This window comes from Bradyrhizobium sp. SZCCHNR1051, assembly GCF_032489615.1.
Taxonomy (GTDB): domain Bacteria; phylum Pseudomonadota; class Alphaproteobacteria; order Rhizobiales; family Xanthobacteraceae; genus Bradyrhizobium.
The window spans coordinates 119,185-144,137 of record NZ_JAUEYJ010000022.1 but is presented as its reverse complement, the minus strand read 5'-3'; the positions used below and the strand labels follow the sequence as shown (position 1 = coordinate 144,137).

25 protein-coding genes are annotated in these 24,953 nt (G+C 65.3%); 18 read left to right on the top strand and 7 right to left on the bottom strand.

Annotation, left to right across the window (positions count from 1 at the left end; all coding sequences use genetic code 11):
* The first annotated feature begins 80 nt into the window (after nt 1-80).
* Nucleotides 81-1,949 (top strand): DUF262 domain-containing protein, encoded by a 1,869-nt coding sequence (locus QW868_RS25655; RefSeq protein ID WP_316231821.1) that lies wholly within the window; start codon nt 81-83, stop codon nt 1,947-1,949.
* A gap of 160 nt (nt 1,950-2,109) precedes the next feature.
* On the opposite strand, the gene QW868_RS25650 is transcribed toward QW868_RS25655, so the two are convergent.
* The 3 genes from QW868_RS25650 to QW868_RS25640 form a co-directional block, all read right to left on the bottom strand.
* Complete coding sequence (locus QW868_RS25650) at nt 2,110-2,688, bottom strand: DNA-binding protein (protein WP_316231820.1); 579 nt, start codon at nt 2,686-2,688, stop codon at nt 2,110-2,112.
* Nucleotide 2,689: 1 nt separating this feature from the next.
* Complete coding sequence (locus tag QW868_RS25645) at nt 2,690-3,046, bottom strand: hypothetical protein (protein WP_315740353.1); 357 nt, start codon at nt 3,044-3,046, stop codon at nt 2,690-2,692.
* 86 nt (nt 3,047-3,132) lie between these two features.
* Complete coding sequence (locus tag QW868_RS25640; protein WP_315773104.1) at nt 3,133-3,798, bottom strand: XRE family transcriptional regulator; 666 nt, start codon at nt 3,796-3,798, stop codon at nt 3,133-3,135.
* A gap of 206 nt (nt 3,799-4,004) precedes the next feature.
* Between QW868_RS25640 and QW868_RS25635 the strand changes: the two genes are divergently transcribed.
* From QW868_RS25635 to QW868_RS25620, 4 genes are all read left to right on the top strand, one after another.
* Nucleotides 4,005-5,501 (top strand): amidase, encoded by a 1,497-nt coding sequence (locus tag QW868_RS25635; protein WP_316231819.1) that lies wholly within the window; start codon nt 4,005-4,007, stop codon nt 5,499-5,501.
* 40 nt (nt 5,502-5,541) lie between these two features.
* The gene (locus QW868_RS25630) at nt 5,542-5,892 is read left to right on the top strand and encodes a RidA family protein (RefSeq protein ID WP_315740350.1); all 351 of its coding nucleotides are present in this window, start codon (nt 5,542-5,544) and stop codon (nt 5,890-5,892) included.
* A gap of 16 nt (nt 5,893-5,908) precedes the next feature.
* A complete protein-coding gene (locus QW868_RS25625; protein WP_316231818.1) occupies nt 5,909-7,147 on the top strand; it encodes an FAD-binding oxidoreductase in 1,239 nt (412 codons plus the stop codon).
* 223 nt (nt 7,148-7,370) lie between these two features.
* The gene (locus tag QW868_RS25620) at nt 7,371-7,745 is read left to right on the top strand and encodes a hypothetical protein (RefSeq protein WP_315740348.1); all 375 of its coding nucleotides are present in this window, start codon (nt 7,371-7,373) and stop codon (nt 7,743-7,745) included.
* A gap of 116 nt (nt 7,746-7,861) precedes the next feature.
* Here QW868_RS25620 and QW868_RS25615 read toward each other — a convergent pair whose 3' ends face one another.
* Both QW868_RS25615 and QW868_RS25610 read right to left on the bottom strand, forming a co-directional pair.
* Nucleotides 7,862-9,055: a polysaccharide deacetylase family protein gene (locus tag QW868_RS25615; protein WP_315775259.1), complete on the bottom strand. Its 1,194-nt coding sequence runs from the start codon at nt 9,053-9,055 to the stop codon at nt 7,862-7,864.
* Nucleotides 9,056-9,295: 240 nt separating this feature from the next.
* Nucleotides 9,296-10,132, bottom strand: a complete 837-nt coding sequence (locus QW868_RS25610) for a polysaccharide deacetylase family protein (RefSeq protein WP_316231817.1) — start codon at nt 10,130-10,132, stop codon at nt 9,296-9,298.
* Nucleotides 10,133-10,242: 110 nt separating this feature from the next.
* Between QW868_RS25610 and mgtE the strand changes: the two genes are divergently transcribed.
* From mgtE to QW868_RS25570, 8 genes are all read left to right on the top strand, one after another.
* Nucleotides 10,243-11,661: a magnesium transporter gene (mgtE, locus tag QW868_RS25605; protein WP_315740345.1), complete on the top strand. Its 1,419-nt coding sequence runs from the start codon at nt 10,243-10,245 to the stop codon at nt 11,659-11,661.
* A gap of 81 nt (nt 11,662-11,742) precedes the next feature.
* Nucleotides 11,743-12,018 carry a helix-turn-helix domain-containing protein gene (locus QW868_RS25600; RefSeq protein ID WP_316231816.1) on the top strand — a complete coding sequence of 92 codons (276 nt, stop codon included), beginning with the start codon at nt 11,743-11,745 and terminating at the stop codon, nt 12,016-12,018.
* 76 nt (nt 12,019-12,094) lie between these two features.
* Complete coding sequence (locus QW868_RS25595) at nt 12,095-12,913, top strand: aldo/keto reductase (protein ID WP_316231815.1); 819 nt, start codon at nt 12,095-12,097, stop codon at nt 12,911-12,913.
* Between the two features lie 149 nt (nt 12,914-13,062).
* A complete protein-coding gene (locus QW868_RS25590) occupies nt 13,063-13,935 on the top strand; it encodes a hypothetical protein (RefSeq protein ID WP_316231814.1) in 873 nt (290 codons plus the stop codon).
* Nucleotides 13,936-14,077: 142 nt separating this feature from the next.
* Nucleotides 14,078-14,737 (top strand): glutathione S-transferase family protein, encoded by a 660-nt coding sequence (locus QW868_RS25585; RefSeq protein ID WP_315797979.1) that lies wholly within the window; start codon nt 14,078-14,080, stop codon nt 14,735-14,737.
* Between the two features lie 239 nt (nt 14,738-14,976).
* Complete coding sequence (locus QW868_RS25580; protein WP_315740340.1) at nt 14,977-15,168, top strand: hypothetical protein; 192 nt, start codon at nt 14,977-14,979, stop codon at nt 15,166-15,168.
* A 298-nt stretch (nt 15,169-15,466) separates the two neighbouring features.
* The gene (locus tag QW868_RS25575) at nt 15,467-16,465 is read left to right on the top strand and encodes a hypothetical protein (RefSeq protein WP_315775253.1); all 999 of its coding nucleotides are present in this window, start codon (nt 15,467-15,469) and stop codon (nt 16,463-16,465) included.
* Between the two features lie 23 nt (nt 16,466-16,488).
* On the top strand, nt 16,489-16,929 hold the full coding sequence (locus QW868_RS25570; protein WP_315740338.1) for a DUF1489 domain-containing protein: 441 nt from the start codon (nt 16,489-16,491) through the stop codon (nt 16,927-16,929).
* Nucleotides 16,930-17,100: 171 nt separating this feature from the next.
* Here the strand turns inward: QW868_RS25570 and panC are convergent, their stop codons facing one another.
* Nucleotides 17,101-17,952, bottom strand: coding sequence for a pantoate--beta-alanine ligase (gene panC / locus QW868_RS25565; protein WP_315797981.1), 852 nt, complete (start codon nt 17,950-17,952; stop codon nt 17,101-17,103).
* Between the two features lie 262 nt (nt 17,953-18,214).
* Here panC and QW868_RS25560 point away from each other — a divergent pair, with 262 nt between their 5' ends.
* The 4 genes from QW868_RS25560 (at nt 18,215) to QW868_RS25545 (ending at nt 22,169) form a co-directional block, all read left to right on the top strand.
* Nucleotides 18,215-19,138, top strand: coding sequence for a division plane positioning ATPase MipZ (locus QW868_RS25560; RefSeq protein ID WP_315740336.1), 924 nt, complete (start codon nt 18,215-18,217; stop codon nt 19,136-19,138).
* A 404-nt stretch (nt 19,139-19,542) separates the two neighbouring features.
* A complete protein-coding gene (locus QW868_RS25555; RefSeq protein WP_315740335.1) occupies nt 19,543-20,430 on the top strand; it encodes an alpha/beta fold hydrolase in 888 nt (295 codons plus the stop codon).
* A gap of 153 nt (nt 20,431-20,583) precedes the next feature.
* Nucleotides 20,584-21,342 carry a VWA domain-containing protein gene (locus tag QW868_RS25550; RefSeq protein WP_410051323.1) on the top strand — a complete coding sequence of 253 codons (759 nt, stop codon included), beginning with the start codon at nt 20,584-20,586 and terminating at the stop codon, nt 21,340-21,342.
* Nucleotides 21,343-21,452: 110 nt separating this feature from the next.
* Entirely contained in the window at nt 21,453-22,169 is a 717-nt protein-coding gene (locus QW868_RS25545) for a DnaJ domain-containing protein (RefSeq protein WP_316231836.1), read from the top strand.
* Between the two features lie 236 nt (nt 22,170-22,405).
* Here QW868_RS25545 and QW868_RS25540 read toward each other — a convergent pair whose 3' ends face one another.
* Entirely contained in the window at nt 22,406-24,154 is a 1,749-nt protein-coding gene (locus tag QW868_RS25540; protein WP_316231812.1) for a D-alanyl-D-alanine carboxypeptidase, read from the bottom strand.
* Between the two features lie 430 nt (nt 24,155-24,584).
* Between QW868_RS25540 and QW868_RS25535 the strand changes: the two genes are divergently transcribed.
* Entirely contained in the window at nt 24,585-24,926 is a 342-nt protein-coding gene (locus QW868_RS25535; RefSeq protein WP_315718372.1) for a phasin family protein, read from the top strand.
* Nucleotides 24,927-24,953: the final 27 nt, after the last annotated feature.

Here is a 24,953-nt window from a genome sequence, read left to right as displayed (position 1 = left end):
TTGATTAAGATGCTCCATCGATGAGTGAGATTGCGTTGATGCCTCTACTATTTAGTTCATTGATGTTCTGGGAGAATTAAGTGGCGACATCTTTCAAGACACATCCAGTGTCTCTTAAGGACTTGATGCGCGACTGTCATGAAGGAAAGCTTCAGCTTCCCGACTTTCAGCGCGGCTGGGTTTGGGATCAAGATCGGATCATCGACCTGCTGGCATCGATCTCCGAAGGCTTTCCGGTCGGAGCTTTGATGACACTTGATGCTTCCGGAGAGGTGGCTTTTGCGGTGCGGCCGGTGGAAGGCGCCCCTCCACCCCAGCGTCAGCTCGAAGCGTACCTGCTCGATGGCCAGCAGCGTATGACGTCACTCTATCAGTGCACATCGTCGCGTCACCCCGTGATCACTCAAACATCTAGAAAGCGGCCGGCGAAGTTGCATTTCTACTTCAACATTCGTGATGCGCTCAGTTCAAACGGGGCGCGCCGGGACGCAATACTTGCGGTTCCAGAAGATCGAGTTCTGCGCGAGAATTTTGGTCGCGATATCCAGCTCGATCTTTCGACGGCAGAGAATGAGTTCAGAGAACTCCACTTCCCGATCGACCGGATCTTCGATGCGCAAATCTGGATACAGAACGCGCTCACCTGGGCGCTGAAAGATATGCAGGCCCGTCAAGATCATATGAGGCTGATCAACGAATTCTCGATGCGCGTGATCAACAACTTCACCGAATACCAACTTCCGGTAATCACACTTGGCAGGGATACGACGAGAGCAGCTGTTTGTCTCGTGTTCGAGAAAGTAAACACCGGTGGTAAGGCTCTCGACGCGTTCGAACTCGTCACTGCGATGTATGCAGGGCAGAGCTTCCATCTGCGTGATGATTGGAAAAGCCGGCGGGAGAGGCTAATAAAACAGGCAGTGCTCGCGGACGTCCAGCCGGTTGAATTTTTGCAGGCGATCTCGTTGCTGTATACAAAAGGAGTTCGCGAAGATGCGGAATCTGATGGCAGGGAGCCGCCAGCGATCAGTGCAAATCGCAACAGCCTGTTGCAGTTGCCCTTAACTGCGTATCAGCTCTATGCCGATCGAGTAGAGAAGGGATACTTGACCGCCGCAAGATTTCTTTACGGGCTTAAGATATTTCGCGCACGCGATCTGCCGTATCAGACCCAGCTTGTTCCCCTGGCTGCAATCCTAGGGGAGCTTGGTGACCAGTGGGAGAATGATTCTATTAGGCAGCGTCTGGCGCAATGGTATTGGTGTGGCGTCTTCGGTGAACTTTACGGTTCGGCTGTTGAGTCCAGATTTGCTCTCGACATTCGAGATTTCGGCCGATGGTTGAGCGGGGGTCCCCTCCCGCAGACGGTTATGCGTGCGGACTTCCGCGAGGAGCGGCTCCGAACGCTACGTACTCGCCTTTCGGCGGCGTATAAAGGCGTGCATGCCTTGCTTATGCGGACTGGTGCCGAAGACTTTCGTTCGGGACAGCCGTTTAATCAGGCAGTGTTCTTTGACGAGAGCGTAGATATCCATCATGTCTTTCCCGAGGCTTGGTGTAAGTCCAAGAATGTGAAGCCGGAGGTGTACAACAGCATCATCAACAAGACGCCTTTGGCGGCTCGTACAAATAGGATTATCGGAGGTGTTGCTCCGTCAACGTATTTGGCAAGGCTGGAGAATGGAGGTGAACGAATCCCTCCCATCGCAGCCGAAAGACTGAGCGCGATCCTGCAGTCGCACGAAATCGATGTTTCGCACCTGAAGGAGGATCGTTTTGCTGATTTTTTTGATGATCGCAGACGCCGCTTGTTGAAGCTCATAGAGGGAGCTATGGGCAAGCCTGCCGTTCGGGAAGACTTGGCCCCGCCTGATCCTGATGACAGTTATGGGGACGACGAGCGGGAGGCAGAGCTTGTCGAAACGGCCGAAAGTATGGTGCCGGGCTGAAATGATGCGCTTTGGCGATGAACTCGTTCTTTGTCGACCGGTGCGCGTCCATAGGTTGTCGAAGATAACGCCGCTCGACACGAAGAGGCCAAGACACTTGTGCGGACATAAAGCCTCAAGCGGCGCGACCGAGACTGGCCCAGTTCACAGCTGTCGGCTTTCAAGCCTGATCAGGTTCGGCTCCTCGATAGAAGAGCGCTCGCCCCTTCGGTATGAGCTGAACCAATATGTCGTAGTCGGTGACATTTGCCGTCAGGACCACCAAGCCGAGCTTCTGCGCCTGAAGGAACAGCGCGCAATCGCGGAGAGCGCGGAACTTGCCATCTTTGTCATAACCCTGGGTTCGGCAAAAGATGCCTGACAGGAGTGCTGCGCGTCCTAGAATTTCGACGTCTGGGGTGAAGATGCGATGCGAGGGCGTCGCCTTGATCTGTCGTCCAACCACCGCGATGACGGACGCAGTGCGCGAGTCGGCTGGGTTCAAGGCGCCAACCGTGTGCATCAACTCCTGCACCGCAATGATCGAGTGGTTGACCTGACGACGCGCGATGACTTCGTCCAGAATGGGAGGCGAGCTCTGCATCTGGTCGATATAGACACAAGTGTCGAGCAAAAGTCCTTGTCCGGCAATCAGGCCGGGTCCGACAAATGGCAGCTCGTCATCGCTCCGCCGTGCCAGCGTCCCCCGTGGATCGAAACGCGCCCAGCGCCGCGCGCTCTCGTAGTCGAATGCCGCCACTTCAATAGCCGAGCTTCAGTTTCGGATCGACCGTCCCGCGCGATTCCTTGAAGACTTGCGCGAAATTATCCTCGAGCGCGATGGTCGCGAGAGCAAACTCGATAAGGTCGGTATCCGTTTCGATTCCCGTTTGCCGTTTGGCCTGCCGGACCAACGCGGAGCTCACGCGTCCGCCAATCCGTCCCGCCTTGTCCTTGAGGAGTCCGGACCGTTCGGCTGCCCGCATGACTGCCTGGACGCGCGTCTCGCTCGGGACGACGCGTCCAATCGTCGCCTCATCACGAGGCCGACGCGACATGCCGTGAGCGGTTTGCTTGCCCCGGCGGGAGGGGGATTTGCCGGCAGGTGCCTTGGCCATGATGATCCGGGTTCTGTTGGACAAAAACCTTCTTTGTTCAACATAGCGCGTCTCGCCTCTGCTTCGACGTGCCGCCGACACGCACCTCACTCCACCGCATCCTTCTTCGCGATCCGGTGCAGCTGCTCGAACAGATCCGCCTGCTCACTCGTGCACAGACACACGCCCTGCGCGGAGTCCGTCTCGCCGGCGTTGAGGTAGGCGTGGCCCATGGTGCTGTCGAGATACATGCCGTCGCCTTCGTGCAGGATCTCGGGCGCGTAGAACTCGGTGTGCACGGCGATGGTGCCGCGGGTCACCAGGAAGTATTCCTCGCCGCTATGGCGGAGCAGGGGGCCGAACTCCTCCAGCGTGCGGGCGCGCACCTCGGCGATCATCGGCACCATGCGCTTTCCGATCAGGTCGGTGCATTGATAGGTGTAGGTGTAGAACCTCGTGTTCACCACTTGGCCCTGGCCGGCGCGGCTGATGCTGCGCCGTGCCGTCACCGGCCGGCCCGGCTCGGGGCGCGGCGTCGTCGGGCTGAACAGCTCGGCGATGTCCATCTGCAGGCCCGAGGTGAGCTGCAGCAGCTTGTCATAGGTCAGGGACATCAGGCCGTTTTCGACCTTGGACAGGGTCGACAGCGCCATGCCGGTCTTTTCGGCGACCTGCTTCAGGGTCAGCCCGCGCGCCTGCCGGGCCGCCTTCAGGCACTGGCCGAGCTGGGAGTGGGGAGCTTCGGCTGAAACGCTGATGGCAGTGTCTGTCAAAGCGATCTCCGGAAAATCCGTTAGCGGATCAGGCGCGCCGATGGCCGGGGCAGGCCGACAATCTCGCCCCAAAGAACAACATATTCAATTGGGTGCCCCGATGTCCGAAGGTCATGCGTGGACAGCGGTGGAACAATGCGTTTTCGGGTCGTGCATTCGATTTCCTATATGCTAAATAGTTTTCCGAAACGGAAAAGAGAAGCCCCGTGGAATCGATTTGCGATAAGACCGCCGTCGAGCTGGTCAACCTCCTGAAAACAAAGGCGATCTCGCCGGTTGCGCTGCTCGAATCGTGTCTGAACCGGATCGCGGCGGTGAATCCGGCCGTCAACGCGGTGGTGACCCTGGACGAGCCGGCTGCCCGCGCGGCGGCCAAGGCCGCCGAGGCCGAGATCGTGAGGGGCGAGGACCGGGGGGCGCTGCACGGTCTGCCGGTGCTGATCAAGGACACCCAGGACACCGCCGGGATGCGCTCCACCTATGGCAGCCCGATCCTGGCCGACAATGTCCCGGCCGTCGACCAGGCCTCGGTGGGCCGGCTGCGCGCTGCCGGCGCGATCATCTTCGGCAAGACCAACACGCCGGAATGGGCGGCGGGCGGCAACACCCGCAATCCCGTGTTCGGCGCCACCGGCAACCCGTTCGATCCGATGCGCTCGGCCGCCGGCTCCTCCGGCGGCTCGGCGGTCGCGCTCGCTTGCGGCATGGCCCCGCTGGCCTCCGGCTCGGACACCGGCGGCTCCCTTCGCAATCCGGCCGGCTTCTCCGGTATCGTCGGCATGCGGCCGTCCTACGGCCTCGTCGCCAGCGAGAAGCGCGCCCATGGCTGGTCGTGCCTGTCGACCGATGGGCCGATGGCGCGCGATGTCGCCGATACCGCGCTGATGCTGTCGGTGATGGCGAGCGACGATGCGCGCGATCCGCTCGCCTACACCTTGCCGGGCGAAGCCGTGCGCGGCGCGCCATCGCGCTGGGCGGTGCCGCCGGTGGTCGAACTCAAGACGCTCAGGCTCGCCTTCACCGAGGATTTCGGCTTTGCGCCGACGGAAGCGCTGATCCGCCGCGCCTTCCGCGCGCGCGTGTCGCGCATCGCGCCGCTGTTTGCTGACGCGCACGAGAGCGCACCCGATTGCAGCGGCGCCGACGAGACCTTCGCGGTGCTGCGCGCCTCGCTGTTCCTCACCCAGCACGGCAAGAATTTTCGCGAGCGGCCCGACATGCTGGGGCCGAACGTGCGCGCCAATGTCGAGGAGGGGCTCGGCTACAGCCTCGACGATTTTTCGCGCGCGAGCGCCAACCAGACCCGCATCTACCGCGCCTATCAGGGCTTCTTCGCAAGTCACGACGTGCTGATCAGTCCGACCATCACCTTGAGCCCGCGGCCGTGGGTCGAGCTGTATCCGGCCGAGATCGACGGCGTGCCGACGCGGTCCTACTTCCACTGGCTGGCGCTCGCCTATGCGGTGACCCTGGCCGGCCATCCCGCGCTGAGCCTGCCGCTCGGTCTCGACGACAACGGCCTGCCGTTCGGCCTGCAGATCGTAGGTCCCCGCGGCGGCGATGCGCTGGTGCTCGGCGTCGCCGCGGCGCTGGAAGCCGCCTTTGCCGATGACGCCGAGCTGCGCCGTCCCCGGCCGGACCTCGCCAGGCTCGCGTCGCTGCCGCCGCTGGCGCAGACGCCGGGCTTCATGGCGTGGGATTGAGGCCGGCCATCATGATCAATACATCCTGGAGCGACTAACGATGTCCGACGCCCCCTCATGGCCGTTTTCGCTGGTGCGCCGCGCCGGCGGCCTGGTGTTCCTGTCCGGCGAAATCCCGGTTGCGGATGACGGCAGCATTCCCGAAGGCATCGCGGCGCAGACCGATCTCGTCTTCAAGCACATCTCGGAGACGCTTGCCGGCGAAGGCCTGACGCTCGACGACGTCGTGTCCTGCATGGTGCACCTCGCTGACAAGGCGGATTTCGCCGCCTACAACGAGGCCTATCGCAGGCACTTCAAGGACCCGCTGCCGGTGCGCACCACGGTGCAGGCGCAGATGATGGCGGATGTGAAGATCGAGGTCACCGTCGTCGCGGCGGCGCGGACCTGAGGCAGGAGTGATGACGATGCAAAGCGCGATCGTTCTCGGTGGCGGCATGGTCGGCGTCGGCACGGCGCTGCACCTGCAGAGCCGCGGCTGGTCAGTGGCGCTGGTCGACCGCAGGGAGCCAGGCCGCGAGACCAGCTACGGCAATGCCGGCATCATCCAGAGCGAGGCCGTCAGGCCCTACGCGATGCCCTATGATCTCGCCGGCGTGCTCGACATTGCGCTCGCGCGCACCAACGACGTGCACTACAGCCTCGCGGCGTTGCCCTATCACGTGCGCCCGCTGCTGCAATACTGGTGGAATTCGTTCCCCGCCCGGCACGAGGTGCTGACGCGGACCTATGCGCAACTGATCGCACGCGCCGCGCCCGAGCACGAGCCGCTGATTCTCGCGGCCGGGGCCGGCAATCTCGTGCGCCGCGACGGCTTTCGCGTGCTGCACCGGACGCAGGCGCAGTTCGACAAGGAGGCGAGGGAGGCCGAGGCGGTCGGCAAGGCGTTCGGCGTCAAGTTCAAGCTGCTCAGCGCCCAGCAGCTCAAGCAGGCCGAGCCCGGGCTGATCGACAGCGGCATCGGCGGCCTGCACTGGCAGGAGCCGTGGACCGTGTCCGACCCGGGCAGCCTCGTCGGCTCCTATGCCGAGCTGTTCACGCGGCGCGGCGGCAAGCTGCTGCGCGGCGACGCGACCACGCTCGCACAGGCGGGCAGCGGCTGGGCCGTCACCACGGCGGAGGGACGCATCGAGGCCGAGGCCGTGGTGGTCGCGCTCGGACCGTGGTCGCCGGAGTTCCTGAAGCAGTTCGGCTACGACATCCCGATGGTGCGCAAGCGCGGCTATCACCGTCACTACAGCGGCGGCGCCCCGCTCGATCTGCCGTTGCGCGATGCGGCGCGCGGCTATCTGATGAACCCGATGGCGCTCGGCGTGCGCATCACGACCGGCGCCGAGCTGTCATCGCCGAATGCGAAATCGACCCCGGTTCAGCTCGGCAAGGCCGAGGCTGCCGCGCGCCAGCTCATCGATCTCGGCAGGCCGGTCGAGCCCGAGCCGTGGATCGGCACCCGGCCGTGCATGCCCGACATGCTGCCGGTCGTCGGCCAGGCGGCGCGTCACAAGGGCCTGTGGCTGCATTTCGGCCATGGCCACCAGGGCTTCACGCTGGGGCCTGCGACGGGTCGCATCCTCGCCGAGCTGATGAGCGGCGAGGCGCCGAGCGTCGACGTCGCCGCCTGCGCGCCGGCGCGATTCGGGGCGTAGCTGCGAGAGCTGCTGCAGCCCTGCAATTGCAGGCTGCAGCGGCGCTCTCCGGGCAGTCCCTTGTTTACCAAGCGGGCCTGTTCTGGCGCTGCAAAATTTCCACTTCACGAATTCGCAAGCCCGCTCTCCTAGGGTGACGCCGGTTGAACCAGGACGCGGGGGCGAAACGCGTTTCGTGAGTTCTGTCGTCGGCCAGTGATCCGAACATCATGTGGGGGAGCAGATGAACTTCACGGGCCTCGTGTACCGCTTCATCTCGAATTTCGTTTTTCTCGCGGCCGTCTATCTCAGCCTGAACTACATCGAGAAGTACCAGAACCGCGCCGTCCTGGCGCTCGTGGTGCTGATCTATGCCGGCATGCGCGCCGTCACGGTGGTGCGCACCTTCCATTTCTTCGGACGGATCGAGAAGATGGAGTCGGACGTCCGCCGGCTGGCCGGCATGCTCGGCGACGGGCCGGTGGGGCAGGTGGTCAGCAGGCAGGTGGTGTCCGACGTCGGATCGCTGCGCAAGGACGGCGAGAAGAAATCCTACATCGACCTGTTCTTCCTGGCCGCCGCCGTCATCCTCTGCGTCAGCAAGCTGGTCTCGAATTGATCGGTCGCACCGCGATCGGTGTGCATCAGGCCGATCGCCGCGATATCGAGTTCGAGCAGCCGAAGGCGAGGGCGAGCGAATCGTGCCGCATCCCCGCGTGCAACATCTGCGAATGTTCAGCGCCGCCTGAGGCTCGCGAGGCGCAGCGGACGCGGCGCCGGCTTGGCAGTCGCCGCCTTCGGGGCCGGGCTCTCGAGCCGGGCGAGCTGATGCCGCTGCGCCGACAGCGGCGCGACAGGCGGCCATGCGAACAGATTGGGCGCCGGCGCTGCCAAGGCCGGCGCTGCAAGGCGCGGCGCGAGCGGCGGACGCGGCCATGCCGGCTTCTGGGCGCCGTGCGTGACGGCCGCGGGCACGTCGAGAATGCCGAAATCGTCCAGCCTGGCGCGGGCGCGTGTTTCGGCGCCGGCGAGATCGACGGGCGCGATCCTGGGCCAATGCGCCACCGGGGTCTCGTCCGACGGACGATGCACCAGCCAATCCTCGGGCTCGGTCGGCGTCGCCGGCCGGTCCGGCGTTGCCGCCACGACGTGCACGATCTTGTAGTTCTTGGCCTTGAGTTCGGCGAGGATCTTCGGCAGCGCCGTGACGGTGCGGGCCTGGATGTCGTGCAGCAGCAGGATGCCCTTGCCGCGCGCCTCCAGCCGCTTCATCGCGAGCTCGTAGACCTTGGCGCCGGAAATGCTTCGCCAGTCGTCGGCCAGGAAATCGGCGCTCCAGACCTGCAGGCCGAGCGAGGCGGCGTAGCTCTCCACGGCGTCGCCGCGCAGCAGGCCGGGCACGCGGAAGAACGGCGACAGCGCGGAGGGATCGGTGAGCGCGGCCTTCGTCCAGGCGACGCCCTGATCGACCTCCGGCTGGACCTGTTCGAGCGTCATCTTGTTGAAGCTCAGCGGATGGTTCTGGCTGTGGGTGCCGATGGTGTGGCCGGCGGCCGCGAGCTTCCTCACGCCCTCGGGATCGGCCTTGGCCTGGCGGCCGATGGTGAAGAACGTCGCCTTGACGCATTGGTCGGCGAGAATCTGCAGCACCCGATTGCTGTATTTCGGCAGCGGCCCGTCGTCGAAGGTGATGACGACCTCGTGATCCTTGAGCGGCAGCGTCTCCTTGTACTGCATCGCGCCCAGGCGCGGATGCTCGCGCGGATCGACCACCAGGACGCGCGACGTGCCGAGCGCGTTCGGGTGTCCGGGACAATCGGCCGCCGATGCGGCTGACGATCCGACACTGGAGGCGACGCAGGCGACGGTGCCCAACAGCACTGCGAGCCATGTTGGCCGTCCGACGCAAGCCCACCGACGATCACGCATCACGCTGCTCACATTCCCTTCACCGTCCCGGCCCCTTCGGCCAGGGTCTTCGACGCTCGATGATGTGTCGCAGCCGCCCGAGACGGGCAAGCGACCGCCAAGACATAGCAGGGATGTTCGGCTGTCGCGAGATGACATCGTTCCGGGTTCCGGTTTGCACGCGGCTGTTGCCGGATTGCAAGCGGTAGAAATCGCCGTGATCACGGCAGTCGAGCGTAGACAGGGGTCCTGAACGACGGATTAACCACCTTCGTTCGGCGGCGTCGGCGCGGGTGAAGGGCGCTCGCTATGCTGCTCGTGATGCACATCCGCCGGCTGCTTCGGAACCACATGGACCACGCGATAGCCGTGGTTCTTCAGGTAGCGCAGGAACGCGGGCAGCATGGCGACCGTGCGCGGCTGCGGATCGTGCAGCAGGATGATGCCCTTGCGCGCCTGGCTCAGCCGGGTGGTCAGCAGCTTCAGCGTCTGCTGCGGTGACATCGGGTTCCAGTCGCTGGCCCAGAGATCGGCGCCGAACACGACGATGCCGCGCGACTGCAGCAGGTCGAGCGTCGCCGGTGTCGATTCGAAATAGGGAAAGCGGAAGAATGGCGTCGACGGCGTGGTCGTCTCCGCGCCGTTGAGCGCCTTCTCGTCGGCGCCGATGCCGCGATCGATCTCATCGACGGCCTGTCCCGGCGTGATGTGCGCGAGATTCGCATGCGTGAAGGTGTGATGGCCTATGGTGTGGCCTTCGGCCGCGATCTTCCGCACCAGCGCGGCGCGGCGCGACGCAGGCTCGCCGACCAGGAAGAAGGTCGCGCGCACACATTCCCTGGCGAGTGCGGCGAGCACCTTGTCGGTCATCGGCGGCGACGGGCCGTCGTCGAAGGTCAGCACCACCTCGCCGTCGTGCAGCGGCAGCGTGTCCGGGAAGCTCTTCAGGCCGACGCGCGGATGTGTCGCGGGATCGACGGTGAGAATGCGCGACGTGCCGAGCGTACCTTCGCGCGGGCATGCGGCGGGCGCGGCTGCGGCGACGTCAGCCGCAAGCAGCGCCGCCACGACGCAGGCCGCGTTTACCCATCCCGTCATCGGTCGCCAAAGCCGCATCTTTTCCCGTTGCGCTCGCTGTTGCCGATTATGTAATGCGTGAAAGCACAAATCAGACCATTTGCTCTGAAATCAAGCGCGTGAGGCACGTCATGAACGAGACATCGGACGTTGCCCATGCTGATGCTACTCTACGCGATCGCGCGCCGATGCGCACCGAATCCGGCGAGATTCGCGCCGAATTCATCGCGGCCATCACGGCGGCGATCGCCGCCGAGGACGAGGCGTTTCTGCGCGCCGAGGTCGCCGAGCTGCACGAGGCCGATCTCGGCGACCTGATCGCGGCGCTCGCGCCGGACGACCGTGTCCGGCTGGTCGAGCTGACCGGCACCGATTTCGACTTCTCGGCGCTGAACGAGGTCGACGACGCGGTCCGCGAGGAGATCCTCGAGGAGCTCGAGCCTGCGACCGTCGCCGAGGGCGTGCGCGAGCTCGAATCCGACGACGCCGTCGAGCTGTTGGAAAGCCTCGACGAGGAGGACAAGGAGGAGATCCTCGAACGCCTGCCGCCGTCGGAGCGCGACGCGCTGGCGCGCAGCCTCGACTATCCCGAGGGCTCGGCCGGCCGCCGCATGCAGAGCGAGTTCATCGCGGTTCCACTGGGCTGGACGGTCGGCGAGGCCATCGACTACATGCGTGAGACGCCGGATCTGCCCGAGCGGTTCTACGAGATCTATGCGGTCGACGACGCACGGCATTGGCAGGGCGCGGTGTCGCTCGATGCGCTGCTGCGCGCCCGCCGTCCGGTTCCGCTGGCCGATCTGATCGACGAGGACCGCCGTCGCGTCACCGTCACCGACGATCTCGCCGAGGTGGCGCGGCTGTTCGGCAAGTACAATCTGGTCGCGGCCCCCGTGGTCGATGCCGATAACCGGCTGGCCGGCGTCATCACCATCGACGACGTGGTCGACGTCATCGAGGAGGAGGCCGACGAGGATTTCAAGGCGCTCGGCGGCGTGTCGGGCGACGAGGAATTGTCCGACAGCGTCTGGACCATCGCCAAGGGCCGCTTCAACTGGCTGCTGATCAATCTCGCCACCGCGTTCCTGGCGTCATCGGTGCTCGGCCTGTTCGAGGGCCAGTTGCAGCAGATGGTGGCGCTCGCCGTGCTCGCGCCGATCGTCGCCAGCCAGGGCGGCAATGCCGCGACCCAGACCATGACGGTCGCGGTGCGCGCGCTGGCGACGCGCGAGCTCGGGCCGAACAATGCGATGCGGGTCGTGATCCGCGAGGGGCTGGTCGGGCTCGTCAATGGTCTGGCCTTCGCGCTCGTCACCGGCATCGCCGCCGTGGCGTGGTTCAAGATGCCCGGGCTCGGCATCGTGATCGGGCTTGCGATGATCTCGAATCTCGTCGCGGGTGCGCTCGGCGGCATCCTGATTCCGATGGTGCTCGAACGCGTCCGCGCCGACCCGGCCGTCGCCTCGGGAACCTTCGTCACGACGGTGACCGACGTCGTCGGTTTCTTCTCGTTTCTCGGCATCGCCACGCTATGGTTCGGCTTGAAATAAGCGCAATTCCTGAACGACTTATATCGTTAATCCGGCCTTAACGCGGTTCGGCGAGACTGTCGCTCGAGACGGAGTCGGACGATGCAACGCTTGCGGCTGAAGGCAGATGGACGGATCGTGGAGCTGCGTGACGGCGAGGAGATTCCGCTGGCGCCCGTGGCTCCGCTCGAAGTGCGCGACCTCAGGCGGCGGGTGCAGCTGACCCAGCAGGAATTCGCCGCCAAGCTCGGCGTGCCCGTCGAGACCATCCGCAACTGGGAGCAGGGCAAGCGCATGCCGCGTGGCCCGGCGCGCGCGCTGCTCACCGTCATCGCGCACGCGCCCGAGACGGTGTTTGCCGCCTTAGCCAAGACTTAAGCCAAACACGGGTCGTGCGTTGGCAACGCCCAGCGTGTGCCTACATAATGTTGCACGCGCTCTGGAGTGCACGGCCATGCTGATGATCGAGGCCAATGGTGCCGGAATTCCCGCTTTGGGTCTCGGAACCTGGGAGCTGCGCGGGCGCGCCTGCAGCCGCATCGTCGAGCAGGCGCTCACCCTCGGCTACCGGCACATCGACACCGCCCAGGTCTATGAGAACGAGCACGACGTCGGCGAGGGCCTGCGCGCCTCCCGCGTCCGGCGCAACGAGGTGTTCCTGACAACCAAGGTGTGGACCACGCATTTCGCGCCGCACGATCTCGAACGCTCGGCCAAGGAGAGCCTGGTCCGGCTGCGCGTCTCCGAGGTCGACCTGTTGTTGCTGCACTGGCCCAACCCGCACGTGCCGCTGGTCGAGACGCTCGGCGCGCTGGCGCATGCCAAGACGCTCGGGCTCGCACGCCACGTCGGCGTCTCCAATTTCACGGTTGCCTTGCTCGACGAGGCGGTGGCGGCATCGCCCGAGCCGCTGGTGTGCAATCAGGTCGAGTATCATCCCTATCTCGATCAGACCAAGGTCCGCGATGCCTGCGCGCGCCATGGCATCGCGCTTGTCGCCTACAGCCCGATCGCCAAGGGCAAGATCAAGAACGATCCGACCTTGACGCGGATCGGCCGCGCCCATGGCAAGAGCCCGGCGCAGATCTGCCTGCGCTGGCTGGTGCAGCAGAACGTCGTGGCGATCCCGCGCACCTCCAAGATCGAGCGGCTGTCCGAGAACCTCGACGTGTTCGATTTCGAGCTGTCCGAGCAGGACATGGCCGACATCTTCGCGATGGGCAGTCCCGAAGGACGGATGACCAACTTCGCCTTTGCGCCGAAATGGGATTGAGGGCGGCGCCCGCGCCGCTATGCTAGACACCGACATGGCCGGCGCGGCCGGCGGCTGGCGCTGCAATCCCTGCCAATGATCGGCGAGACCGCGCGCAGCCCAGGCAATTGGTCCGGCGTTCGGTCAGGCGCGGGCGCAAGTGAAGCAGCATGGAACGTTGGCAGTTCATCCGTTGGGGCATCGCCGCATCGGTGCTCGCACATCTCCTGATCGCCGGTGGGGTCGTGGTCTCGACCACGGTGCGTCCCTACGAGATTGCCAGGACTGACGAGGTTGCCGTCGACATCGTCGATGCCGACGACCCGCAGAAGACGCCGGAGCCGGTGCCGACGCCATCGCCCGAGCTGACGCTGCCGCAGCCGGCGCCGAGCCCGTCGCCGGCGGCCGCCGCGCCGCCTCCGGCGCCTGAGCCGGCGCAGCCACCGGTGCAGGAGGCGAAGGAGATGCCGAAGCCGCCGTCTCCCTCACCGGCGCTGCCGCAGCCTTCGCCGATGCCGCCGTCCAAGGCCGTGAAGACGGCCGCCAAGGCGGAGGCGAAGTCGGCCGCCAAGCCTTTGCCGCCGCCTGTGCCGGCTCCGGCGCCGAGCTATGTACCGCCCGAGCCCGACATCACGGTGAAATACGGCGTCATGCTGGGCCTGCCGGAGCCGCTTTCGCCGCTGCCGCCGGCAATCGGCCCGGACGATGCCAAGGACGCCGGGCCGGCCGCGACGACCAACCTCGCGGCCAATCTGGAGACGGCGCTGCGTCAGCGGGTCAGGAGCTGCGCCCGTCTTTCGGCTTCGATGTCACCGTCCGACCGGGTCATGGTCAGGCTGCGCTTCGCAATGACGCCCGATGGGCGGCTGGCGACGGAGCCGGAGGTGAGGGAGGTGATCGCACCGCTGAAGGCTGCGCAGCTGAAGGAAAGCGCCGTCGAGGCATTGAACGCCTGCCAGCCTTATTCGATGCTGCCGCGGGATCGCTATGACGAGTGGAAGGTGATCGAGATGTCGTTCACGCCGCAGGACTTCACGCGCTGATCGTGTCGCGCGCGGGGGACGCAAATCGGAGCAAGTCGCTGTCGACGCGGCCACCGCCGATCCTGTATGCGTCCCGGAAGGCAAGGCTGCCATGGCCGACACGGCGCGGCCCATGCACGCCTGAACACGGAGACGGCTGGACATGACGCTGAAGCTGGTGATCGGCAACAAGAACTATTCCTCATGGTCGATGCGGCCGTGGCTGGCGCTGCGCGGCTGCGATATCGCCTTCGAGGAGATCGTGATCCCGCTCTACACCGACGATCCCGCCGACAAGGCGCGCATCCTTAAGCATTCCCCGGCCGGCAAGGTGCCGATCCTGATCGATGGCGCGATCAGCGTGTGGGATTCGCTCGCGATCATTGAATATCTCGCAGAGCGTTTCCCGCAAGCGGGGCTGTGGCCCGCCGATGCCGCTGCCCGCGCTCATGCGCGATCGGTCTGCGCGGAGATGCACTCCGGCTTCCCGGCCTTGCGCAACGAATGCCCGATGAACCTGCACCGGCCGGTGCGGCTGGTGGAGCTGTCTGCCGATGCCAAGGCCAACATCGCCCGGATCGAGGACATCTGGCGCGACTGCCGTGCCCGCTATGGCAATGGCGGGCCGTTCCTGTTCGGCCGCTTCGGCGCGGCCGACGCCATGTTCGCGCCGGTGGTCACGCGCTTCCACAGCTTCGCCATTCCGGTCGCCGCCGAGACCCGTGCCTACATGGACACGATGATGGCGATGCCGGAGTTCGCGGCGTGGGTGAAGGACGGACTTGCGGAGAGCTGGATCATCGACCGGGTCGAGAAAGTCTGAACGGCGCCGCCTGTTCACGATATGGTCTGCGGTGGACGAGCGAGCCCCGACGCGCTCGTCCAGAAATACCGCCTACGGCGTCATCCCGTTGAAGACTCTCGCAATCTCCGTGTTTGCCATGTCGTGAGGTCGCTGGTCAGGGCGGGCGGCGGCGTGATATAAGCGCGATATTTATAAAGACACGCCGGCCCGGGCAGCGGGACAAGGGGCTCTTGCCGGCACGCGAGCAGGAGAGGGCGTTGAAACACAAGTTCCCCATTGGATCGACCGTCTATTTTACCGCGAGCAACGTCTCGCGTCCGGCCGCCACCGGCACCTACGAGATCATCCGCCAGCTTCCGACGGAAGACGACGACTGCCAGTATCGGATCAAAAGCTCGACGGAAGCCTTTGAGCGGGTTGCCAGAGAGAGCCAATTGGCCTTGTCTTGAGGATGACGTGCCGCGTCGGCGGAGGCGGCCGCCGGAGACGTAGCCGAAGCGAGAGGGGGAGTTGCCACGCGTTCGGGAGCCGTGGCGCGAGACGCTGACGATTGCTGCGCGATCCCTTTGGGGATAGCGGGTAGCTCCACACCATCCGGCGCCCGCAGGCGCATGGAATCGTCCTATTGTCGTGGTGGGGCCGCAATCGATCGGGTGATCATTTGAATTTGATGATCGTTTCACGGCCGTCCCATGTAGGGACGCCATCGGGCCCGCTCTCGCTGGCCCACGTCAGGAACAAGCGCGCATGAACTCGACCTGGCCTTCCTCGTTGGATCAGCTCTTGAACTCACCGGCGTTCCCGATGTGGCTCACCGTTGCCGCGGCGGGTTTCTTTGCACTGATCGTCCTGATTACCCTGCTCAGGGCCGAGAAATCGGTCGCCAACGGCGCGCTGACGGTGATCACGCTGCTGGCGGTCGGGATTGCGGTGGCGTCGATGATGCGGAGCCAGGATGCGAGCCCGCGCGGCGCCAATGGCGATCCTGCGGCGACCGCCACCGTCAGCTTCTCGCCGCCCGCTCTGGCCTGCGTGGATGATCTCGCCGGCGACCTGGTGCTCGCGAATTGCGAGAAGAGCCTGTTCGGATCGGCCGAGATGACGGCCGCGGCCGTCAGTTATGCGGCGGGCATGCTGAGCCGGCTGTCCCAGGCGGGCGACGTCGCCAGCGCCAACAAGGTGATGACCGCCGAGCTGCTGGCGCTGCGCCGCGCCGTGGAGCGCGATCGTTATGGCCTGATGGCCTATGTGCTGCTGACGCGCGACCGCTGCACGCCGAGCGATTGCGTGATGTTCCGTGCCGTGGGCGATCGCCAGCAACTGATGAACAACATGGAAGGGCGGACCTATGAGGGGCTGGTGACGCGCTACGCCTCGCAGTGGAATGCGGCGCCGGGCCAGCCCGTCGCTGGAACCTTTGCGGGACTGGCGCCTCCAGGGCAGGCGCCGTCGGCGCCGAGCGGCAAGCCGACGACCGCGGAATTTCCCAGCTCGGCCAATACCCCGCCGGTCAGCATCATGAATCCCGAGCCGACGGCCTCGACGCGTTCGGTCGCACCGGCAGCCGCTGCGCCGAAGCCGCCGACGCAGCTTGCGCCGTCGCCGGCAGCGCCGCCGACCGTGGCTGCCAGCCACGCCCAGGCGCCGCCGGCGGCCAAGAAGGCCGCACCGAAGCCGAAGCCGCCGGCTGCCGCGGCGCCTCAGGCGGCGCCTGACGCTGCCGAGCCGGCCGCCAACAACGAATAGATCCCGCTGGTCGAACCGCCATCATGCCTCTGCACCTGATCAAGCTCGCCGTCGGCTGCGAGTCCGTGAAAGAGCTGAAGGAGTGGATCGCCGAGCGCATGCTCGCGGCCAAGAAGAAGGGCCTGCCGCAGCAGCACGTCCATGTCACGCGGATGACGCCGAAACGAGTCGAGGACATCCTCGCCGGCGGCTCGCTGTACTGGGTGATCCGCGGTGAGGTCGCCGCGCGCGAGAAGATCGTCGGCATCGAGCCGTTCCGCGACGGCGACGGCATCGGGCGGTGCCGCATCATCATGCAGCCGAAGGTGATCGCGGTGTCGCCGCGGCCGATGCGTCCGTTCCAGGGGTGGCGCTATCTGACGACCGAGGATGCGCCGGCCGATCTCGGCAAGTCCAGTGCGGCGGGGGTCGAAGCCATGCCCGAGCCGCTGCGCCGCGAGCTGCGCGATCTCGGCCTGCTGTAGCCGCTCGACGAGTTGCCGGTGTTGCACGTGAGCATCTCACGCCGGGGCGGAAGTTCAGACTCGATCGCAAGGGCAGAGCGTACGCTCTACCCGGCGTCAGTTGCCGCTGCCTCTGCCCTTGCGGGCGAAGGAGCACTCGCGGTCTTGGCGAGCCGCTGATTTCCCGGCGGCTCAGCCGGCGATATTGTCGATCAGTCGCGTGGTTCCGATCTTGGCCGCGACCAGGATGCGTATCGGTCCTGACTCGTTCGGGGCGATGGGGGCCAGCGTCTCGGCGTGGCGGACCTCGAGATAGTCCAAGGCGAAGCCGGCTTGGGTGATCGCGGCGGCGCCGTCCCCAAGCGCCGGCTGCATGTCGTCGCCGGCGCGCAGCCGGGCCGCCAGCTCCTTCAGGACACGGTGCAGCGTCGGCGCCGCCCGCCGCTCGTCTGCAGTGAGGTAGACATTGCGCGACGACATCGCGAGCCCGTCGCGTTCGCGCACCGTACGGGATCCGACGACGCGGACGCCGAGATCGAGGTCGCGCGCCATCTGGGCGACGACGCGGAGCTGCTGATAGTCCTTCTCGCCGAAGATCGCGACGTCCGGCCGGCATTGCGTGAACAGCTTGGCGACCACGGTCGCGACCCCGCCGAAGAAATGCGGACGGAAGCGATCCTCCAGCCCGGCCAATGCCGCGCCTTCCGGCACGACCCGCGTCGCGAAGCCGTCCGGATACATCGCCTTCGCGTCGGGATGCCAGATCAGATCGACGCGCTCGGCCGCAAGTTTCGCAACATCCTCCTTCCAGGTCCGGGGGTAGGAACCGAAATCCTCCGTCGGCGCGAACTGAGTCGGGTTGACGAAGATCGAGACGACCACCTTGTCGGCGCGGCGCTTCGCCAGCCTGACCAGCGAGATGTGGCCTTCATGCAGCGCGCCCATGGTCGGCACGAGCGCGATGCTGGCTTTTCTCGCGCGCAAGCTGTCGAGCTCGCGGCGGAGGGCGGAAACGGTGCGGGCGACGCGCGGGCTTCGTGACATTTTTGCTCGATCTCACAGCGAAAAATTGCGGTTGCTCTGTTCGGCCTTGACGCTCGGGCGACCGCCCTTAACAAGGACGCGACACGCCGCTCAGCATACTTGAATACGCCTGTTAGCACGTCTCCGCGTCCGATGCGGAGTTGGTAAACGTGCGCGTCAAGTAGTAGCGGAGGATGCGTCCCCCGTGGGATTCACGATGACGATGCATTTCACTTGACCGCAGACGACCGTGACTCGAAGATGATCGTAAGAGGTCGACAACATGCTGGTGCAGACTAGCCAAGGACAATCGGGCTCGGCCCACGTGGTTGTGCTTGGAAACGAGAAGGGCGGGTCGGGCAAGTCGACCACCGCCCTGCACATTGCCGTGGCACTCCTCAAGGCCGGCCAGCGCGTCGCCACGATCGATCTCGACTGCCGCCAGCAGAGCTTCACCCACTACATCAACAACCGCAGCGCCTGGGCGCGCCGCACCGGCCTGCGCCTCGAGCTGCCCACGCACTACTGCATCCAGCTCGGCCGGACGCTGCAGATCGACGAGAACGAGAACGCCGAGTTCCAGCAGTTCATGGAGGCCGTGAGCGCCGTCGAACGCTCGTTCGATTTCATCGTCATCGATACGCCCGGCAACGACAGCTACCTGATGCGCCTGGCGCATTCGATGGCGGATACGCTGGTCACGCCGATCAACGACAGCTTCCTCGACTTCGACGTGCTGGGAACGGTCGATCCGGCGACCTATGCCGTGACCGGCGAGAGCCACTATGCGGAGATGGTGCGTGACGTCCGGCGCAAGCGCCGCCAGGTGGACGGTGCGATGACCGACTGGATCGTGGTCCGCAACCGGCTGTCGATGCTCGGCTCCCGCAACAAGCAACTGGTCGCCGACGGCCTCAAGGACCTGTCGCTGCGGCTCGGCTTTCGCGCCATCGACGGCTTTGCCGAACGCGTCGTCTATCGTGAGTTCTTCCCGCGCGGACTGACCGCGCTCGACGACATCGACGAAGCGACCCTGGGCACCCGCCCCAATCTCGGCCACGTCACGGCCCGGGAGGAGGTCACCAGCCTGCTGCGGCAGCTCAAGCTGCCGCTGGACGAGCGCGGCCGCCGCCGCGCCGCGAACCGCGCCGAATGGTTCGCCCAGGTCGACAAGCCGCTCGACCTGCACGACATCATCAGCGCCTGAATACCGTCCGCAGTCCGGCGAAGCCGCGCCTGAGACATTGTGCGCGTTGAACGTGCGCCCGCCGCTTGGTTAACAATCCGCGTGACAGGGGGGTACGGCGCGTTCAGCCTGCTTGGGACGGACGAGGAAGATTTGTCTCAGGTCAACGCCGCGGCCGCCAACTTCGCTAGATTACCGTCAAATTCATGACTGATTTGAACCTGACGTTCAGGGCTCAAGTTACAGAGACGGGCGACGGAACCCGCTATGCTGCACAGCAACTAGGTGCGGCGCACAACGAACGGGCGACCGATACACAACATTTGGTCTTCCTGTCACAGCGCCGTTACATATATTAAACAGAACGGGTCGCGAGAGTCTTACAGGTTCAAAACTACCTTTGATTGTGCTCCCGAGGGACGAACATGAAGCGTGGAATAACCGTTCTTGTGTCTGTCAGCGTGCTGGCGGCCGTCGGCTACTTCACCGCGAGCAAGTGGGCGATCCGGCACGAGACCATCAGGTTCTATGACGCCTCGCGCGACAACCGTCTGGTCGAAGTCGCCGTGGCCGTCCGCCGCGACAAGGAGATGCAGGCCGAAGCCGGCATGGTCAAGCTGCCGGTCGCGATCCTCAATCACGGCAACACCGTCAAGTTCACCGAGTACTCGTTCCTGGCCAACGTATTTGCTGCGCGCGGCTACATGGCGGTCAGCATCCAGCACGACCTGCCGACCGATGCGCCGATGGTGACGAAGGTCGGCGAGCCCTATGTCGGCCGCCTGCCGCAGATCCAGCGCGGCGTCGCCAACATCCGGTTCGCCGTCGAGCAGATGCACCAAGTGCAGCCGAACGCCGACTATGATCATCTGACGATGGTTGGTCATTCGATGGGCGGCGACATCTCGATGTATTTCGCCAAGCAGTATCCCGAAGACGTCCGGAAGGTCGTCACGCTCGACAACCTCCGCGTCCCGTTCGTCACCGACGGCAAGTTCAAGATCCTGTCGTTCCGTTCGAAGGACCCGCAATTCAAGACCGATCCCGGCGTGATCCCGAGCGACGACATCTGCGAGAAGGAAGGCATCACGGTCGTCAACACGGACTTCCAGCACAACGACATGCGCGACACCGGACCCGACGACGCCAAGTCGTCGATCCAGGCCATGCTGGACAAGTTCCTCGCCGACAGCGACAGCAGCAGCGACATCGGGCCGGTCAAGACCAAGACACCATTGCTCGATCCGGGGCCCGTCGCGCCCTATGCGCCGGTCGGCAAGACCGCGACGCCGGCCAAGCCGCTGACGCATTGAGCGCGCAAGCCGGGATGCACGCCAGCCTCGCCTGACCCTTGCCGCCCACCACGACGGGCGGAATGAACGACGTAAGCAGCAGATGGGTCGCTGCCGTCATTGAAGCTGTTCGTCCGGCTGCCCACATGATGCGCGTCCGAGCAAGGTGCGCGTATGGTCGATCGTCGTACGAAGCCAGGTTCTGCGCCGATGACCACGGCCGACGATGGCTCGCGCCAGCAACGGTTGCCGGACGATGCGCGCTCCACGGCAGACGCCGTTGCGGCGTTTGTGGCGCAGGCCAAGGCCATGGCTCCTGCAGCTCAGGGAACCAGAGGTCGTCTCGTCTTTGCGCTTGATGCGACCCTGAGCCGCCAGCCGACCTGGGACATGGCCTGTGCCCTGCAGGCCGACATGTTTCGCGAGGCCGCCGCACTCGGCAGCCTGGATATCCGCTTGGTGTACTATCGGGGCTTCGATGAATGCCGCGCCACTGGCTGGATCTCCGACAGCGCTGAGCTCGCCCGGCTGATGGGCAAGATCGATTGTCGCGGCGGCCAGACCCAGATCGGCAAGGTTCTTGCCGAGGCGCGACGCCATGCGACAGCGTCTGGAATCCGCGCCGTCGTGCTCGTTGGCGACGCGATGGAGGAGAATGTCGACGTGCTCTGCGCAAAGGCCGGCGAGCTCGGGCTGTTGAAGGTCCCGCTGTTCATGTTCCAGGAGGGCAATGAGCCCGCGGCCGAGCAGGCTTTTCGCGAGATGGCGCGGCTGTCGGGGGGAGCATGGTGCCGCTTCGATCCCGGCGCATCCGCGCAGTTGCGCGATCTTCTGCGCGCCGCGGCGGCCTATGCTGCCGGTGGTCGCGCGGCGCTGCTCCGGCTCGCCGGCTCCGAAGCGGGCGCGGCACGCCTGATCGGGCAGATGAAGTAGAGATCGATCTCGGCCGCCGCCAATATCAAGCCCGGCGCACCGGCTCGAGCCTGCCGGTCGCGTACGCAGCCGATCATGCTTTTTGTCCCGACACGCCCTATATTCGGATCATGACACTGATCGCTGGCGCCGTCGCCGTCATCACCCTTTATCTGTTGCTGCAGATGTTCCGGAACGCGAATCCGGCGGCGCTGGCGCGCGCGCTCAAGTTTGCCGGTGGCATCGGCTGCCTTGCGGTGGCAGCCTTCACCGGCCTCCGCGGCGAGCTGGTGGTGGCGATCCCGATCGGGCTGTTCGGGGCGGGATTGCTCGGCTGGTCACCGGGCGGGCTCGGCAATGTCGGCAGCATGTTCGGTCTGGGCGGGCCACGCTCGTCCGGTCAGAACTCGCGGGTGCGCTCGCAATTCATCGAGATGGTGCTCGATCACGACAGCGGGCAGATGCAGGGCCGTTTCGTCGCCGGTGTCCATGCCGGCCGGTCGCTGGACGAGTTCGATCTGCCGCAGCTCGCCGCGATGACGCCGAGCCTCGATGCCGACAGCGTCGCTCTACTTGAAACTTATCTGGACCGCCGGTTTCCCGCTTGGCGTCAGCACGCGGAGCGCGATGCGGCAGGGCGGCAGGGACGCGCGGCGTCGAGCTCCAAAATGACGGAAGAGGAGGCCTATCAGATCCTTGGCCTGCAGCCGGGCGCGGGGCGAGACGAGATCGGTCGGGCCCACCGTGCGCTCATGAAGAAACTGCATCCCGACCAAGGGGGGTCGACGTACCTCGCCGCCCGGGTGAACGAGGCCAAGGATACTCTGCTTCGTACGCATCACGGCTAACTCCGGCAACGCCACCAACGCCACAACACCGAACCCGCTTTCAACGCAACTTTGTCGACGCCTGCGGCTCTCGCCCTTGCCAGGCACGATCGTTCGTCATGGTGAAAAAGTTCTAGCGGCAAATCCTTGACGAGTGGTTTGCGGCCGTGCGTCCCGATCATCGATCGCGTGGTCCGCAAACGAAAAGGCCCGCGCTGTGTCGCGCGGGCCTCATCGGAACAGGATCGGTGCCGACGTTAGTTGTGCACGGTCATGCAGGAGATGTCGGCGCGCTTCAGCTTCTTGCAGACGGCCTCGGCCTGATCACGATCGAGTCCTGCGAAGCGGGCGCGGATCAGGGTCTTGTCACCCTTCGCGACCGTCTCGGTAAAGGGATCGGCCTTGCTGAGGAGGCCTTGCGCCGAGCTGCGGGCCGCCTCGATCCGCTTCTGGGCCTCGGCCTCGTTGTCCAGCGCACCGACCTGGATGATCCAGCCGCTCCGCGTCACGGAAGGCTTGCTCGGAAGCTCCGCCGCGGCGCTCGCGGAGGCGATCTGCGTCGGTGCCGGCTGGGCCGGAGGCGCCGCATAGGCCATGGCCTGCGACGAGCCTGCCGGCAGGCTGGAGGCAGGCAGCACGCCGAGAATGCCGTTGCCGGTGCCATGGCCCGGCGGCTGCGGCGGCATGTCGGGACGGGGGGCCTCGGCGCGGGTGATCGGCGGCGCCGGCTCGATGGCCTCGACGCGCTGAGCGAAGGGCGCGGGAGCAGGGGCGGCCGGCTGCGGCGCGGCGGTCGCGAGCTTGACCGCGCCGGCCTTGACCTGGACCGTCCTGACCTTGACCGGCTTCATCGGCTCGGTCGAGCCGGGAACGATCAACATCGGCTGGCTCTGGATCACACCGGAGGTCATCGGCGCCGGCTCGACCTTGGCCTCTCGCGGTGCCGCCGGCGGTAGGGCCGCGGTGGCTTCCGAGAGGGTCGAGATGATCTTGGAGGCGCGGCTCGGGGCCGGCGTCTCCGGCGCCGCGGAGGCGAGCTGCACCGTGCCCTGGTTCGGATCGCCGCCGTCGGAGCCGCCGCGCTCGCCGATCGCCGCCACGGTGCGCCGGGTCGCGCCCTTGTCGAGGTTTTCGGCAAGCAGGTTGCGCATGATGGCGTCGCGCGAGCCGCCGCTGCGGCCGCCGAGCACGACGCCGACCAGGTGGCGGTTGCCGCGGCGCAGCGAGGTCACGATGTTGAAGCCGGAGGCGCGGGTATAGCCGGTCTTGATGCCGTCGATGCCCTCGACATTGCCGAGAAGATGATTGTGGTTGCGGATCGACTGGCCGCGATAATTGAACACCACCGTCGAGAAATAGCGATAGTAGCGCGGGAAGCGGTCCTGGATCGCGCGGCCCAGGATCGACTGGTCGCGCGCCGTCGTGATCTGCGCGTCGGCGGGGAGGCCGGAGGCGTTCACATAGGTGGTTCGGCTCATGCCGAGCGAGCGCGCCTTGCGCGTCATCATCTTGGCGAACTCGTCCTCGTCGCCGCCGATCGCCTCCGCGATGACCACGGCGGCGTCGTTGGCCGACCGCGTCACCAGGCCCTTGATCGCGTCCTCGACGCGGATCGTCTGACCGGGGCGCAGGCCGAGCTTGGTCGGCGACTGCTCGGAGGCGTGCTCGGACACCGGCATCTCGGTATCGAGCTTCATCTTGCCGGAATCGAGCCGCTCGAACAGCAAATAGAGCGTCATGATCTTGGTGAGCGAGGCGGGGTGCCGCGAGGCGTCGGGATTGGTCGCCGTCAGCGTCGCGCCGGAATTGCCGTCGACGACGATCGACGCGAACGCCGGGCTGTAGCTGCCCTCGTCATTATGCGGCGAGTGCCGCGCGTGATGCTGCCGATGGCGCCGACGCGCCTCCGCGCTGTCGACCGTGACCACTGCTGCCGTCGCGAGGGTGATCAGTCCGTAGACGCCGACTCGCAACAGGCGCGAGGAAGCCATTTGTTTGCGAAGCATGAAATCCCCGTCCAATTTCTGACGTGATCACCGGCTCGTAAGGCGAAATTGTGCCGAACGCCCCCGTAACCGTGCCTGTCGGACCTCCCGATCGCGCCATGACGCTGCCAAGCATCGAAGGGCTCGAACTGAGGTTTTGTTAAGACGCTGTTTTAGAACAGCTTTACGGTTCGGCCGACGCTGGCCGGGACCACCGGAGAGGTTAGGACGGTCGAGTTGCCAAAGGATTAAAGAAACCTTGCGCCGACGGTCGGTATTTCCGCTGAACTGGCCCGGGTTGGGGCGCCCGACGGTGCGTCGAGACCGCAATGCCCGTGATGGTGCATTGCACAATATTCTTGATTTTTTTTGTGCGCTGCACTATATTATGGATGCGTCAGGGAGCCGGGGCTTCCCTGAGGGCGCTCAAAATCAGGGAAAGGAATGCCACATGTTTAAGGTTGAAGACTTTCAGAACTACGGCAAAGAGCAGTTCGAGACCGTCGTGAACTCTGCGACCACCGTGCAGAACGGGCTCCAAGCCATCGCCACCGCGTATGGCGACTACACCAAGAAGTCGTTCGAGGACACCAAGTCGTTCGTCGAGAAGCTCCAGGGCGTGAAGTCGCTCGACAAGGTGCTCGAGGTGCAGACCGAGTTCGCCAAGTCGGCCTACGAGACCTTCGTCGCCGATTCGCAGAAGATCGCCGGGCTGTATTCGGATCTCGCCAAGCAGGCGTTCAAGCCGCTGGAAGGCATCGCCGCCAAGTTCACCCCGCCGGCCGCGCACTGACCGTTCGCGCCCTGTAGGGAGCACAAA